This is a genomic window from Stenotrophomonas sp. AS012628 (assembly GCF_010608305.1).
Taxonomy (GTDB): Bacteria; Pseudomonadota; Gammaproteobacteria; order Xanthomonadales; family Xanthomonadaceae; genus Stenotrophomonas; species Stenotrophomonas geniculata.
This window is the reverse complement of sequence record NZ_VMBJ01000068.1, coordinates 1-15,890: the sequence shown is the minus strand read 5'-3', so window position 1 is coordinate 15,890 and position 15,890 is coordinate 1. Positions and strand designations below refer to the sequence as shown.

Below are 15,890 nucleotides of genomic sequence, written 5' to 3'. Positions count from 1 at the left end.
CCCCCTCAACCGGACCCACCCCGCCATCCCACGGAATGCACGCTTTTGACGTTGACGTTGATTTGAGCGGGTGCAGGGCTGCAAGCCCTGCCGGAAACCCTCACCCCGCCGGAGTGCCGGTACCGTGCAGGTAATCCAGGCTCACCTGCAGCAACGCGCGCAATCCCACATCCAGCGCCTTCTCATCCAGCAGGAACTTCGGCGAATGATTCGCCGGTGCCGTCGCCGGGTCGATGCCCACGCTGGTCGAACCCACGAAGAAGAACATGCCCGGCACTTCCTTCGCGTACAGCGAGAAATCCTCCGCACCCATCTGCAGCGGCGGCTCGTACACGTTGTCCTTGCCCACCACCGCCTGCAGGCTCGGCAGCATCTTCGTGGTCAGTGCCGGGTCGTTCACCGTGGCCGGGTTGCCATCGGCCTCGTAGATCTCGGTCACCGCCTTGGCGCCATGCGCGGCGGCGGTGTGCTCGGCCACGTTGCGCAGGTCGGCAAAGATCTGCTGGCGCATGCCTTCGTCGAAGGTGCGGATGGTGCCAACCATCTCCACTTCATCGGGAATGATGTTGTAGCGGATGCCGCCGTTGATCGCGCCGAAGGTCAGCACCGCCGGTTGCTTGGACAGGTTGGCGCGGCGGCTGACGATGGTCTGCGCGGTACCGACCAGATCGGCGGTGGCGACGATCGGGTCAATGCCGTTCCAGGGGGCCGAGCCATGCGTCTGGCGACCGATCACCTTGATCCCGAAGCGGTCCGACGCTGCCATCAGCGGGCCACCGCGCACGGCGATCTGCCCGGCCTGCACACTGGAGAACACGTGGAGGCCGAATACCGCCTCCGGCTTGAAGTCGGCGAACAGGCCTTCCTTCAGCATCAGTGCGGCACCGCCCTCTTCCGGCGGCGGTGCACCTTCCTCGGCCGGCTGGAAGATCAGCATCACCTGGCCCGGCAGGTCCTTCTTCATCGCCACCAATGCTTCGGCCACGCCCAGCAGGGTGGCGGTGTGCGCGTCATGGCCGCAGGCATGCATCACGCCCACGGTCTGCCCGCGGTACTGGTCGGTGGCCTTGGAGGCGAACGGCAGGCCGGTCTGTTCGGTCACCGGCAGCGCGTCCATGTCCGCGCGCAGGGCGATCTTCGGGCCCGGCTTGCCGCCTTCGATGATCGCCACCACGCCGTGGTGGGCGATGCCGGTCTTCGGCTTCAGGCCCATCGCACGCAGGCGCTTGGCGACCTCGGCCGAGGTTCGCACCTCGCGGTTGGACAACTCCGGGTGCTGGTGGAAGTCACGGCGCCATTCGACCACCTTGGCCTGCAGGCGCTGGGCGGCGGCGGTCACTTCGGGGCGTTGCCCGTCCTGGGCATGGGCAAGGACCGGCAGGGCCAGCAGCAGGGCGGACAGCAGCAGCGAACGGCGCATCGCAATCTCCACGGCAAAGGGGGTTCCAGCTGAATGTAGGGCAACGCCGCCGCCACGGGAACCTCCGCGGCCAGATCCGGTCATAGCGCCCGTCCCATCCGTCATGCAGGAAACGTGATGTGGCGCAGGTATGCTTTGCGCATTGCCAACCGGGGCCGCGCCCCGTCCAGTCCTCTTGGAGTCCTTGAATGTCACGTGTTTGGAAGATCGTGCTGCTGGTCGTGGCGGTACTGGTGCTGGCCGTGGTCGGCCTGCGCGTACTCGGCGGGGGCAAGGACAAGGCCGGTGGCGCGGCAGCAGCTGCGCGCCAGGGCGGTGAAGACCCGGATGCCGGCCCGGTACCGGTAACCGTGGTGGATGCGGCACGTCAGGACGTGCCGGTCTTTGCCAGCGCGCTGGGCACGGTGACGGCAATGAACACCGTCACCGTCAGCCCGCAGGTGGGCGGACAGCTGATGAGCCTGAACTTCCGCGAAGGCCAGGAAGTGAAGAAGGGCGATGTGCTGGCGGTGATCGACCCGCGCACCGCCCAGGCCAGCTATGACCAGGCGGTGGCATCCAAGCGCCAGAACGAGGCGCTGCTGGCCACCGCGCGCTCCAACTACCAGCGCTCGAACGCGCCGGAGTATCGCCAGTTCGTCGCCAAGACCGATCTGGATACACAGCGAAACCAAGTGGCACAGTACGAAAGCGCAGTCGCGGCGAACGAGGCCAGCATGCGCTCGGCGCAGGTACAGCTGCAGTACACCAAGGTCACCGCGCCGATCACCGGCATCGCCGGCATCCGCGCGGTCGACGCCGGCAACGTGGTCAACGCCGGCACCGCGCTGGTCACGCTGACCCAGATCCATCCGATCCACGTGCTGTTCAACCTGCCCGAGCGCCAGCTCGGCGATGTGCGCCAGGCGCAGGCCGCCGGTGCGGTGCCGGTGGCAGCGCTGGACCGCGCCGATTCGCACGTGCTGTCCGGTGACGGCAAGCTGGACGTGGTCGACAACCTGATCAGTGCCGACAGCGGCACGTTCAAGGCACGCGCGATCTTCGACAACACCGACAACGGCCTGTGGCCGGGCCAGTTCGTCAACGTGCGCATGCAGCTGCGCACGATTGCCGGCGGCGTGGTCATTCCGACCCAGGCGGTGCTGCGCGGGCCGGATGGCGAGTACGTCTATGTGGTGCAGGGCGACAACACGGTGAAGATGCAGACCGTGCGCAGCGGAGTGGAAGTAGGCGACAGCCAGGTGCAGATCGCCGAAGGCCTGAAGGGCGGCGAGCGCGTGGTCAGCGAAGGCCAGTTCCGCCTGAAGCCGGGCAGCAAGGTCACCGCGCTGAAGCCGGGCGAGACCCCGGTCGCACCGACCGAGGCCGAACTGAAGGCGGCCGAGCAGAAGAACGGTGGCGGCAGTGGCCGTCGCGGTGGTGGCCCGCGCTGAGCGCAGGCCACAGTTCTCCCTCGCGCCGGCACACCTGCCGGCGCCGACATTGAAGTGCCAGCAAGGATCAGTCCGTGGGCTTTTCGACGATCTTCATCCGCCGCCCGATCGCCACCTCGCTGTTGATGGCGGGCCTGTTGCTGCTCGGCATCCTGGGCTACCGCAAGCTGCCGGTGTCGGCGCTGCCGGAAATCGATGCACCCAGCCTGGTGGTCACCACCCAGTACCCCGGTGCCAATGCCACCACCATGGCTTCGCTGGTCACCACCCCGCTGGAGCGCCAGTTCGGGCAGATTTCCGGGCTGGAGTTGATGACCTCGGATTCGTCGGCGGGCCTGTCGACGATCATCCTGCAGTTCTCGATGGACCGCGACATCGACATCGCCGCGCAGGACGTGCAGGCGGCGATCCGCCAGGCCACCCTGCCCTCGTCGCTGCCCTACCAGCCGGTCTACAACCGGGTGAATCCAGCCGACGCAGCCATCGTCACCCTGAAACTGACCTCTGACACGCGCCCGCTGCGCGACGTCAACAACTACGCCGACTCGATCCTGGCCCAGCGCCTGTCGCAGGTGCAGGGCGTCGGCCTGGTCTCGATCGCCGGCAACGTGCGCCCAGCCGTGCGCATCCAGGTCAATCCGGCGCAGCTGTCGAACATGGGCCTGACCCTGGAAGAGCTGCGCAGCGCGCTTACCCAGGCCAACGTCAATGCACCGAAGGGTTCACTGAACGGCAAGACCCAGTCCTACAGCATCGGTACCAACGACCAGCTCACCAGTGCCGCCGAGTACCGCGACACCATCATCAGCTACAAGAACGGCCGTCCGGTGCGTTTGTCCGACGTGGCCGAAGTGGTCGATGGCGTGGAGAACGACCAGCTGGCCGCCTGGGCCGATGGCAAGCCGGCGGTGCTGCTGGAAGTGCGGCGCCAGCCCGGCGCCAACATCGTGCAGACCGTCGAGCGCATCCGCGCGATCCTGCCGCAGTTGCAGGGCGTGCTGCCAGCCGACGTGCACCTGGAGATCTTCAACGACCGTACCGAGACCATCCGCGCCTCGGTGCATGAAGTGCAGTTCACCCTGATCCTGACCATCGGCCTGGTGGTCGCAGTGATCTTCGTGTTCCTGCGCCGACTGTGGGCCACGATCATTCCCTCGGTGGCAGTGCCACTGTCATTGGCGGGCACTTTCGCGGTGATGGCCTTCACCGGCATGTCGCTGGACAACCTCTCGCTGATGGCGCTGGTGGTGGCCACCGGCTTCGTGGTCGACGATGCGATCGTGATGATCGAGAACATCGTGCGTTACATCGAGCAAGGCAAGAGTGGCAAGGAAGCGGCCGAGATCGGTGCGCGCCAGATCGGCTTCACCGTGCTGTCGCTGACCGTGTCACTGGTGGCGGTATTCCTGCCGCTGCTGCTGATGCCCGGCGTCACCGGCCGCCTGTTCCACGAGTTCGCGTGGGTGCTGAGCATCGCCGTGGTGCTGTCGATGCTGATCTCGCTGACGCTGACCCCGATGATGTGCGCCTACCTGCTCAAGCCCGACGCCTTGCCCGAGGGCGAGGACGCGCATGAGCGTGCGGCGGCGGCCGGCACGCAGAACCTGTGGACGCGCACCGTCGGCCTGTACGAGCGCAGCCTGGACTGGGTGCTGGGCCACCAGCGCCTGACCCTGGCCGTGGCGGGCGGTGCGCTGGTGCTGACCGTGCTGCTGTACGTGCTGATTCCCAAGGGTCTGCTGCCCGAACAGGACACCGGCCTGATCACCGGCGTGGTGCAGGCCGACCAGAACATCGCCTTCCCGCAGATGGAGCAGCGCACCAAGCAGGTGGCCGAGGCGCTGCGCCATGATCCGGACGTGACCGGCGTGTCGGCCTTCATCGGTGCCGGCAGCATGAACCCCACGCTCAACCAGGGCCAGCTGTCGATCGTGCTGAAGGAACGCAGCCAGCGCGATGGCCTCGACGAGATCCTGCCGCGCCTGCAGAAGGCGGTGGCCGGCATTCCGGGCGTGGCGCTGTACCTGAAGCCGGTGCAGGACGTGACCCTGGATACCCGCGTGGCCGCCACCGAGTACCAGTACTCGCTGTCGGACGTGGATTCGGCCACGGTGGCGACCCAGGCCACGCGCCTGACCGAAGCGCTGCGCAAGCGCCCGGAGCTGGCTGACGTCGACAACAACCTGTCCAACCAGGGCCGCGCGCTGGAGCTGAACATCGACCGCGACAAGGCCAGTGTGCTGGGCGTGCCGATGCAGACCATCGACGACACGCTCTACGATGCGTTCGGCCAGCGCCAGATCTCGACCATCTTCACCGAGCTCAACCAGTACCGCGTGGTGCTGGAAGTGGCACCGGAGTTCCGCACCAGCACCGCGCTGATGGAACAGCTGGCCGTTGCCTCCAATGGTGCCGGTGCGCTGACTGGCACCAATGCCACCAGCTTCGGCCAGGTGACCTCGTCGAATTCATCGACGGCTACCGGCATCGGCGCGCAGAACACCGGCATCACCGTCGGCGCCGGCAGCATCATTCCGCTGTCGGCACTGGCCGAAGGCAAGGTCAGCAGTGCGCCGCTGGTGGTCAGCCACCAGCAGCAGCTGCCGGCGGTGACGGTCTCGTTCAACGTGGCGCCGGGCTATTCGCTGTCCGACGCCGTGCGTGCGATCCAGGAGACCAAGGACAGCCTGGACATGCCGGCACACCTGCATGCCGAATTCATCGGCAAGGCCGCCGAATTCACCGGCAGCCAGACCGATGTGGTGTGGCTGCTGCTGGCCTCGCTGGTGGTGATCTACATCGTGCTGGGTGTGCTCTACGAGAGCTACATCCACCCGATCACGATCATCTCCACGCTGCCGCCGGCCGGTGTCGGCGCGCTGCTGGCGCTGATGTTGTGCGGGCTGAGCCTGTCGGTGGATGGCATCGTCGGCATCGTGCTGCTGATCGGCATCGTCAAGAAGAACGGCATCATGATGGTGGACTTCGCGATCGAGGCCCGCCGCGCCGGTGCCAACGCGCATGAAGCGATCCGCCGTGCCTGCCTGCTGCGCTTCCGCCCGATCATGATGACCACTGCTGCGGCCATGCTCGGCGCGCTGCCGCTGGCGCTGGGCACCGGCATCGGCTCGGAACTGCGCCGCCCGCTCGGCATCGCCATCGTCGGCGGCCTGCTGTTGTCGCAGCTGGTCACGCTGTACACCACGCCGGTGATCTACCTGTACATGGAGCGATTCTCCGAATGGCTGGCCCGCCGCCGCGAACAGCGCGCGCTGCGCAACGGTTCGCTGCAGGAGCCGCAGGCATGATCCACGCCCCGCTGCTGCGAGGGGCCGCACGATGAACCTGTCCGGCCCCTTCATCCGCCGCCCGATCGGCACCGCACTGCTGGCCATCGGCCTGTTCATGGTCGGCCTGATCTGCTACCTGCGCCTGGGCGTGTCGGCACTGCCGAACATCGAGATCCCGGTGATCTTCGTGCACGCCAGCCAATCCGGTGCCGATGCGGCAACCATGGCCTCCACGGTCACCGCGCCGCTGGAACGCCACCTCGGCCAGCTGCCGGGCATCGACCGCATGCGCTCGTCGAGTTCGGAAGGCAGCTCGCTGGTGTTCATGATCTTCCAGAGCGGCCACAACATCGATTCGGCCGCGCTGGACGTGCAGACCGCGATCAACTCGGCACAGGCCGACCTGCCTTCGGGCATGGGCTCGCCGATGTACCAGAAGGCGAACCCGAACGACGACCCGGTCATCGCCATCGCGCTGACCTCGCAGACGCAGTCGGCCGATGAGCTGTACAACGTCGCCGACTCGCTGCTGGCGCAGCGCATCCGCCAGATCAGCGGCGTTGCCTCGGTCGACATCGCCGGTGCCTCGACGCCGGCGGTACGCGTGGACGTCAACCTGCGCCTGATGAACGCCCTCGGCCTGACTGCCGATGATCTGCGCAACGCCGTACGCGCAGCCAATGTCACCTCGCCCACCGGCTTCCTCAGCGATGGCAATACCACCACCGCGATCATCGCCAACGATTCGGTCGCGCGTGCGGCCGACTTCGCCGACCTGGTGGTCAAGACCCAGGGCGATGGCCGGGTGATCCGCCTGAAGGACATCGCCAACGTCTACGACGGCCAGCAGGATGCCTACCAGGCCGCGTGGTTCGACCACAAGCCGGCGGTGGTGATGTACGTGTTCACCCGCGCCGGCGCCAACATCGTGGAAACCGTGGACCGGGTGAAGGCGCAGATTCCCGCGCTGCGCGACTACCTGCAGCCCGGCACCACGATGACGCCGTACTTCGACCGTACGCCGACCATCCGCTCGTCGCTGCATGAGGTGCAGATCACCCTGCTGATCAGCCTGGCGATGGTGGTGCTGACCATGGCGCTGTTCCTGCGCCGGCTGGCGCCGACGCTGATCGCCGCCGTAACCGTGCCGCTGTCGCTGGCCGGTGCCGCGCTGGTGATGTACGTGATGGGCTTCACCCTGAACAACCTGAGCCTGCTGGCGCTGGTGATCGCGATCGGCTTCGTGGTCGACGATGCGATCGTGGTGATCGAGAACATCATGCGTCACCTCGACGAGGGCATGCCGCGGATGCAGGCGGCACTGACCGGTGCCCGCGAGATCGGCTTCACCATCGTCTCGATCACCGCCTCGCTGGTGGCGGTGTTCATCCCGCTGCTGTTCGCCAGCGGCATGATGGGCGCGTTCTTCCGCGAGTTCACCGTCACCCTGGTGGCAGCGATCGTGGTCTCGATGATCGTCTCGCTGACGCTGACCCCGGCGCTGTGCAGCCGCTTCCTCAGCGCCCACGACCACACGGCGCCGCCGTCACGCTTCGGCCGCTGGCTGGATGCCGGCCACGAGCGCATGCTGCGCATCTACACCGTGTTCCTGGACTTCTCGCTGCGCCACGCGCTGCTGCTGTCGCTGACACCGCTGCTGCTGATCGGTGCAACCATCTTCCTGTTCGGTGCAGTGAAGAAGGGCGCGTTCCCGCCGCAGGACACCGGCCTGATCTGGGGCCGCGCCAACTCCAGCGCTACGGTCTCCTTCGAGGACATGGTCAGCCGCCAGCGCCGCATCACCGACATGCTGATGGCCGACCCGGCGGTGAAGACAGTGGGCGTGCGCCTGGGCAGCGGCCGCCAGGGCTCCAGCGCACAGTTCAACGTCGAGCTGAAGTCGCGCAAGGAAGGCCGCCGCGAAACCACCGCGCATGCCCTGGCGCGACTGAGTGCGAAGGCCGACCGCTACCCCGACCTGCAGCTGCGCCTGCGCGCGATCCAGGATCTGCCCAGCAACGATGGCGGTGGCTCCAGCCAAGGCGCGCAGTACCGCATCTCGCTGCAGGGCAATGACCTGGCGTCACTGCAGGAATGGCTGCCCAAGCTGCAGGCGGAGCTGAAGAAGAACCCGAAGCTGCGCGACGTCGGCACCGACGTGGACAATGCCGGCCTGCGCCAGAACATCGAGATCGACCGTGCCAAGGCAGCCCGCCTGGGTGTTTCGGTCGGCGCCATCGACGGCGCCCTGTACGGCGCGTTCGGCCAGCGCCAGATCTCGACCATCTATTCGGACATCAACCAGTACAGCGTGGTGGTCAACGCCCTGCCCTCGCAGACCGCTACGCCGGCGGCGCTCGACGAGGTGCATGTGCGTGCGCGCAACGGCGACATGGTGCCGCTCACTGCGGTGGCCAAGCAGGTGCCGGGGCTGGCGCCTTCGCAGATCACCCATGAAAACCAGTACACGACGATGGACCTCAGCTACAACCTGGCGCCGAACGTGAGCATGGGCGAAGCCAAGGCGATCATCGACGCCACCGTGGCCGGCATGCGCATGCCCGGCGACATCCGCCTGGCCGATGATGCGGGGTTCGGGTTCAACTCCGATCCCAGCGACATGCTGATCCTGGTGTTTGCCGCGATCCTGACCGTGTACCTGGTGCTGGGCATGCTCTACGAGAGCCTGATCCATCCGGTCACCATCCTGTCCACGCTGCCGGCGGCGGGCGTGGGTGCGCTGCTGGCGTTGTTCGGCACCAACACCGAGCTGTCGGTGATCTCGATGATCGCGCTGGTGCTGTTGATCGGCATCGTCAAGAAGAACGCGATCATGATGATCGACTTCGCGCTGGTGGCGCAGCGCGAGCATGGACTGGCACCGCGCGAGGCGGCACGCGAGGCCAGCATCGTACGCTTCCGTCCGATCATGATGACCACGATGGTGGCGATCCTGGCGGCGGTTCCGCTGGCGATCGGCCTGGGCGAAGGGTCCGAGCTGCGTCGTCCGCTGGGTATCGCGATGATCGGCGGCCTGCTGTTCTCGCAGAGCCTGACCCTGCTCAGCACCCCGGCGCTGTACGTGATCTTCTCCTGCCTGGCCGAGCGCTGGCGGGCACGTCGCGCACGCAGGCGCGAAGCGAAGCTGCTCAAGCGCGCACAGCGGGCGTAGAAGGGCCCATCCGCGCATGGCGCGGATCGACTGAAACGGTAGCGCCGGGCCATGCCCGGCGGGTGCGGACCGTCGGTCCGCACTCCATATTTCACGCGCACCCCGCAATAATGAAGCTCGATCCTTCCACCGAGCCTGCATGTCCGCCCGCCAATCCCGCCTCAGCCGCCTGTGGGCCCACGAAAAGGCCAGCTACGGCCTGCGCGTGTTCATCGCCCTGACCGCAGCGCTTGCCGTGTGCTGGCAACTGGATGCGCTCACCGCCCTGCCCGGCGTGTTCCTCGGCATCATCGCCAGCGCCATCGCCGAGACCGATGACAACTGGTGGGGGCGTACCAAGGCGGTACTGCTGTCGCTGCTGTGCTTCTGCCTCGCCGCCGCCTCGGTGATCTGGCTGTTCCCCTGGCCATGGATCTTCATCGGTGCGCTGGCGCTGTCCACGTTCGGGCTGACCCTGCTGGGTGCGCTCGGCGAACGCTACGCGTCGATCGCCCAGGCCACGGTAACGCTGGCGATCTACACCATGATCGGGCTGGAGCAGCATGGCGCCAGCGACCTGCACAGCGCGCTGGAAGCGGTCAGCCACCTGCTGGCCGGTGCGGTCTGGTACGGCCTGCTGTCGATCCTGTGGACCGCGCTGTTCGCCAACCGCCCGGTCCGCGAACGCGTGGCGCGCCTGTACGTTGAACTGGGCCGCTACCTGCAGTTGAAGGCAACACTGTTCGAGCCGGTGCGCGAGGCTGACCTGCAACGTCGCCAGCTCGACCTGGCCGAGCAGAACCGGCGCGTGGTCGGTGCGTTGAACGAGGCCAAGACCGCGATCCTGGCCCGCTTCGGCCGTTCCGGGCGGCCAGGCGTGAACTCCGGCCTGTACCTGCGCCTCTATTACATGGCACAGGATTTCCACGAGCGCGCCAGCTCCTCGCACTACCCGTACGGTGCGCTGGTCGATGCTTTCTTCCATAGCGATGTGCTGTACCGCTGCCAGCGCCTGCTCGACCTGCAGGGCCAGGCCTGCGCGCGGCTGGGCGAGGCGATCCGCCTGCGCCGTCCGTTCGTGTATGGCGAAAGCAACCAGCAGGCCGGACGCGATCTGGCCGATGCGCTGGCCTACCTGCGCGACCAGCAGCGGCCGCAGTGGCAGCGACTGCTCGGCTCGCTCGACCTGCTGGTGCACAACCTGCGCAGCATCGAGCGCCGCCTGCTGGATGCGGAGCGTTCCGAGGCCAGCCTGGACAACGTCGATACGCGCCTGCGCGACAGCAACCCGCACACCCTGCGCGAGATGGGCGTGCGCGTGCGCCAGCAGCTCACGCCCGGCTCGGTCCTGTTCCGCCACGGCCTGCGCATGGCATTGGCGCTGATCGTCGGTTTCGCGGCAATCCGCCTGTTCAATGCCCAGAACGGCTCATGGGTGCTGCTGACCATCGTGTTCGTTTGCCGCCCCAACTTCGGTGCCACCCGCCAGCGCCTGGCGCAACGCATCGTCGGCACCGTGGCCGGCCTGGTACTGACCTGGGCGCTGCTGCAGCTGTTCCCGCAGCTGCACGTGCAGCTGCTGATCGCGCTGCTGTCGGCGCTGTTGTTCTTCTTCACCCGCACCGACCGCTACCTGGTGGCATCGGCGGCGATCACGGTGATGGCCCTGACCTGCTTCAACCTGATCGGCGATGGCTTCGTGCTGATCGTGCCGCGCATGGTCGATACGCTGCTGGGCTGCGCAATCGCCGCCGCGGCTGCGTTCCTGATCCTGCCCGACTGGCAGGGCCGCCAGCTGCACCTCGTGCTGGCGCGCGTGCTGGACACCGCCGCACGCTACCTGGATTCGGTACTGGGCCAGTACCGCAGCGGCATGCGCGATGACCTGGCCTACCGCATCGCCCGCCGCGACATGCACAACGCCGATGCCGCGCTGTCCACCGCGCTGTCGAACATGCTGCGCGAGCCGGGCCACGTGCGCCGCAACCTCGATGCCGGTTTCCATTTCCTGGCGTTGTCCAACATGCTGCTCGGCCATCTCTCGGCGCTGGGTGCGCACCGCGACCAGGTGGACAGCTACGCCGGTGATCCGCTGGCGCTGGCCGCCGGTGAGCGCGTGCGAAAGGCGCTGCAGCAGCTGTCCTCGGCCCTGGCCGCACGGCAGCCGGTCAGCGAGGACGACAATGACGCCGACCGCGCGGTGGCCGCCGAGCTGGAGCAGATCGATGAGGCGATGCCGCCGAAGCTGCAGCTGATCCGCACGCAGATGGCGCTGGTGCTGCGGATGCTGCCGAAGGTGCGGGCGGCAGCGAATGAGGCGGTGACCAGCCTGACCTGATCCCTCGCCGCTGAATCAGGCATTTCATCCACGCACGGCGTGGATCTACTGCGCCGTGTGCAACGGCGCGTTGCGCCTGGCGCTGCAGTTCGATCACGCCGCCACGCGGATACTGGGCAATCCCCCGCTCCGGATCATCGTCATGAAAATCGAACTCAGTGGCCGTACCGCGCTGGTCACCGCTTCCACCGCCGGCATCGGCCTGGCGATCGCCCAGGGTCTTGCCGCAGCGGGTGCGCGGGTCATTCTCAATGGCCGCAGCACCGACAGCGTCGAACGCGCCCGCCAGCGCCTGCTCGCCGCCGTTCCGGGTGCCGAGGTGATCGGCCTCGCCGCCGACCTCTCCGATGCCGCCGGCGTCGACACGCTGCTGGCGGGACTGCCCAAGGTCGACATCCTGGTCAACAACGCCGGCATTTTCGGCCCCGAGGACTTCTTCGAGACCGAAGACGCCACCTGGGAGCGCTACTGGCAGACCAACGTGATGTCCGGCGTGCGCCTGTCGCGTGCGTTGCTGCCGGTGATGGTGGCAGCCGGTTGGGGCCGCGTGTTGTTCATCTCCTCCGAATCGGCACGCAACATTCCGGTCGACATGATCCATTACGGGGTCAGCAAGACCGCGCAGCTGTCGCTGTCGCGCGGCCTGGCCAAGCGCGTGGCCGGCAGTGGCGTCACCGTCAACGCGGTGCTGCCCGGCCCGACCCTGTCCGACGGCTTCGCGGCGATGTTCGAAGATGAACGCCAGCGCAGTGGCAAGCCACTGGAGCAGATCGGCCGCGAGTTCGTGATGGCACACCGGCCGTCTTCGGTGATCCAGCGCACCGCCACGGTCGAGGAAGTGGCCAACATGGTGGTGTACCTGGCCTCGCCGCAGGCCTCCGCCACCTCCGGTGCGGCACTGCGCGTGGATGGCGGCGTGGTCGACGATATCGTCTGAGATCTTTCAAAGTGTGCGGACCAACGGTCCGCACCCACAGGTCCGCACCCACAGCGGATAGGCAGGAATGCTAGGCTGCGCCGGTCAAGGAGGCTCCATGTCCGGTCACAACCAGTTCGCCCTGCTGCGCCAGCGCCGTTTCCTGCCGTTCTTCGTCGTCCAGGCGCTCGGAGCGTTCAACGACAACGTGTACCGGCAGGCGATCATCGGCCTGTTGTTCTATCTGGGCGTTTCGGAGGAGCAGCGTTCGCTTTACACCACGCTGGCGCCAGCCATCTTCATCCTGCCGTACTTCCTGTTCTCGGCGCTGGCCGGGCAGATCGCCGACAAACTGGAAAAATCGCGGCTGATCGTGATCACCACCACCATGGAGATCGTGATCATGTCGATGGCGGCTGTCGGTTTCATCACCGAGAACCTGCCGTTCCTGCTGGTCGCGCTGTTCTGTACCGGCATGCAGTCGACCCTGTTCGGCCCGGTGAAGTACTCGGTACTGCCCTCGGTGCTGAAACCCGAGGAACTGACCGGCGGCAACGGCCTGGTCGAGATGGGTACTTCGATCTCAATCCTGTCCGGCATGATCATCGGCGGCTCGGTGTTCCTGCTTGCGGGCAGCCACGGTCCGATCGTGGCAGCCACAGCGGTGATCGCTCTGGCCATCTGCGGCAACATCGCCGCGCGCCTGATCCCCAAGGTCGACGCCGGCGATCCGAACCTGAAGATCAACTGGAACCCCCTGCCGGAGTCGCGGGTTGTGCTGCGCATGGCACGGCAGCAGAAGGCGGTGCGCAACGCCATCCTCGGGGTGTCCTGGTTCTGGTTCGTCGGCACCGTGCTGACCTCGCAGCTGCCCAACTACGCGTTGGCCAACCTCGGCGGCGAACCCAAACTGTATTTGTTCGCACTGGCCCTGTTCTCGGTCGGCACCGGCGTTGGCTCGCTGCTGTGCGAGAAGCTGTCGGCACGCACGGTGGAAATCGGCCTGGTGCCGCTGGGTGCGTTCGGCATGACCGCGTTCCTGCTCGACCTGTACTTCGCCCGCAGTGGCGAAGCAACGGTGCACGGACTGACCATCGGCACGTTCCTGCAGCAGCCGGGCAGCATCCGCATCGTCATCGACCTGGTCGGCATCGGCCTGTTCACCGGCATCTTCGTGGTGCCACTGTTCGCGCTGATCCAGAGCCGCACGCCGAAAGCGCAGATGTCGCGTGTGTTCGCCGCGCTGAACATCCAGAATTCCGGCTTCATCGTGGGCGCGGCCCTGCTGTCGCTGGCCGCGCACAAGCTGCTGCACTGGACCATTCCGCAGCAGTTCCTGGCGCTGGCCATCGCCAACGCGCTGGTGGCGATCTACATCTTCACCATCGTCCCCGAATTCCTGATGCGCTTCCTCAGCTGGCTGATGGTGCGCACCCTGTACCGGCTGCGCCCGCACGGCATCGAAGCGAACGTGCCCGACGAAGGCGCCGCGCTGCTGGTCTGCAACCATGTCAGCTACATGGACGCGCTGATCCTGTCGGCGACGATTCCGCGCCCGGTGCGCTTCGTCATGTACTACAGGATCTTCAACATCCCGGTGATGCGCTGGATCTTCCGCACCGCCAAGGCGATCCCGATTGCCGGCGCGCGCGAAGACCCGGCGCTGATGCAGCGCGCGTTCGATGACATAGACGCCGCGCTGGCCGAAGGCGAGCTGGTCTGCATCTTCCCCGAAGGTGCGTTGACCAAGGATGGTGCGATGGCGCCGTTCAAGTCCGGCGTCGAGAAGATCCTCGAACGGCGGCCGGTGCCGGTGGTGCCGATGGCGCTGCGCGGCATGTGGTCGAGCATGTGGAGCCGTCGCGACAGCCGCCTTGGCCGGATGCGCGTGCCACGCCGTTTCCGTGCCACCGTCGAGGTGGTGGCCGCACCGGCCGTGGATGGCCACAGCACCAGCGCACCGGTGTTGGAGGCCCAGGTGCGGGCCTTGCGCGGCGATCACGCCTGACGGTACCGGCCCGCCAGTCGGGCCCGGCGACCTCCCCCACATACGTCACCGTCCAGTGGCGTACGCGACATGTCGTGACTGTAAACGCATACATGCAACGTCGGTTGCGGTAGATTACGCACCCACAGGGGGGAGGTCCGGTCGATACATCACGGCCGGCCACCAAGGAATGGAGTCTCGCTTTGAATCAACCACCACCGCTCAGCCGTCCGGTCTACATCCCCAACCATCTGGTCTGGGCGATCCTGACGACGCTGTTCTGCTGCCTGCCGTTGGGCGTGGTGTCGATCGTCTATGCCTCCCAGGTCGATGGCCGCCGCGCGGCCGGCGACCTGCCGGGGGCCTACAGCGCGTCGCGCAAGGCGGGCTGGTGGGCGGTGGCTTCGGCCGTGGCCCTGCCAGTCCTGTTGCTGTTGTGGTTCGGGCTGTTCGGCGGCTTGGCCGTACTGGGCGCTCTTTCCGACCAATGATTCACCACCACCACCCATCAAGGAGCTTGAACCCATGAATACCGCTACTCCGCAGGTCCCGAACAACCTGGTCTGGGCGATCCTGACCACCCTGTTCTGCTGCCTGCCGGCCGGCATCGTGTCGATCGTCTACGCCGCCCAGGTCAACGGCAAGCTGGCCGCTGGCGACATCGCCGGCGCCCAGGATTCGGCTGCCAAGGCCAAGAAGTGGGCCATCTGGTCGGCCATCGCCTGGGTCGTCGTGGTCGTGCTGTACGTGCTGTTCTTCGTTGTGCTCGGCGGCATGGGCGCGATGAGCAACAGCAGCTACTGATACGCCTGGACGGATCCGGCGCCTGCGCCGGATCCGTTGTTGCATGTCCGCGCTTCCCGCTCGTTCCCGACTCGCCCGCTGGGCACCGCTGCTGGTTTCCGCCGGCCTGGCCGTGGGTGCCACGGTGGTCCTGCGCAACGTCAATCCGTATGTCGCCGGCAATCCGTTGCCGAGCTGCCCGCTCTACGCCCTGACCGGCCTGTACTGCCCGGGTTGTGGCAGCACGCGCTGCCTGTATTCCCTGGTCCACTTCGACCTGCCCGGCGCGATGGCGATGAACCCGCTGCTGGTCATCAGCCTGCCGTTCCTGTTGCTGATGCTGCTGAACATCGCCGGCATCCGCCCACGCGCGCTCGACCCGCTGATGCGGGTACTGGCCAATCCCGTGTTCTGGCTCTGGGTGCTGCCCGGGTATGCGCTGCTGCGCAACCTGCCGTGGGCACCGTTCACTGCACTGGCACCGGTCTAGGTTTCCAGCCAACGGCGCAGCCCCTCGTGGTGGGCGGCGTTCGTCGATCATGGGGTTGGCCGGGCGGGATGGGTTTGCGGCC

10 protein-coding genes are annotated in these 15,890 nt (G+C 66.8%); 9 read left to right on the top strand and 1 reads right to left on the bottom strand.

Going from position 1 to position 15,890, the window contains the following annotated elements; all coding sequences use genetic code 11:
* Positions 1-100 precede the first annotated feature (100 nt).
* Positions 101-1,420 carry a M20 family metallopeptidase gene (locus G5A07_RS20190; RefSeq protein ID WP_191863904.1) on the bottom strand — a complete coding sequence of 440 codons (1,320 nt, stop codon included), beginning with the start codon at positions 1,418-1,420 and terminating at the stop codon, positions 101-103.
* Between the two features lie 188 nt (positions 1,421-1,608).
* On the opposite strand from G5A07_RS20190, the gene G5A07_RS20185 reads away from it, so the two are divergent.
* The 9 genes from G5A07_RS20185 to G5A07_RS20145 all read left to right on the top strand — a co-directional run bounded on the left by G5A07_RS20185 (position 1,609) and on the right by G5A07_RS20145 (position 15,808).
* Positions 1,609-2,853: an efflux RND transporter periplasmic adaptor subunit gene (locus G5A07_RS20185; protein WP_191863903.1), complete on the top strand. Its 1,245-nt coding sequence runs from the start codon at positions 1,609-1,611 to the stop codon at positions 2,851-2,853.
* 74 nt (positions 2,854-2,927) lie between these two features.
* Positions 2,928-6,161: an efflux RND transporter permease subunit gene (locus G5A07_RS20180; protein WP_191863902.1), complete on the top strand. Its 3,234-nt coding sequence runs from the start codon at positions 2,928-2,930 to the stop codon at positions 6,159-6,161.
* A 31-nt stretch (positions 6,162-6,192) separates the two neighbouring features.
* Entirely contained in the window at positions 6,193-9,315 is a 3,123-nt protein-coding gene (locus tag G5A07_RS20175) for an efflux RND transporter permease subunit (RefSeq protein ID WP_191863901.1), read from the top strand.
* 139 nt (positions 9,316-9,454) lie between these two features.
* A complete protein-coding gene (gene yccS / locus G5A07_RS20170) occupies positions 9,455-11,632 on the top strand; it encodes a YccS family putative transporter (protein WP_191863900.1) in 2,178 nt (725 codons plus the stop codon).
* A gap of 142 nt (positions 11,633-11,774) precedes the next feature.
* Positions 11,775-12,569 (top strand): SDR family oxidoreductase, encoded by a 795-nt coding sequence (locus tag G5A07_RS20165; protein WP_191863899.1) that lies wholly within the window; start codon positions 11,775-11,777, stop codon positions 12,567-12,569.
* 97 nt (positions 12,570-12,666) lie between these two features.
* Positions 12,667-14,556: an MFS transporter gene (locus G5A07_RS20160; protein WP_191863898.1), complete on the top strand. Its 1,890-nt coding sequence runs from the start codon at positions 12,667-12,669 to the stop codon at positions 14,554-14,556.
* Between the two features lie 182 nt (positions 14,557-14,738).
* Positions 14,739-15,026, top strand: a complete 288-nt coding sequence (locus tag G5A07_RS20155) for a CD225/dispanin family protein (protein ID WP_005419784.1) — start codon at positions 14,739-14,741, stop codon at positions 15,024-15,026.
* 34 nt (positions 15,027-15,060) lie between these two features.
* A complete protein-coding gene (locus tag G5A07_RS20150; RefSeq protein WP_010481000.1) occupies positions 15,061-15,339 on the top strand; it encodes a CD225/dispanin family protein in 279 nt (92 codons plus the stop codon).
* A 43-nt stretch (positions 15,340-15,382) separates the two neighbouring features.
* A complete protein-coding gene (locus G5A07_RS20145; RefSeq protein ID WP_010480999.1) occupies positions 15,383-15,808 on the top strand; it encodes a DUF2752 domain-containing protein in 426 nt (141 codons plus the stop codon).
* Positions 15,809-15,890 lie beyond the last annotated feature (82 nt).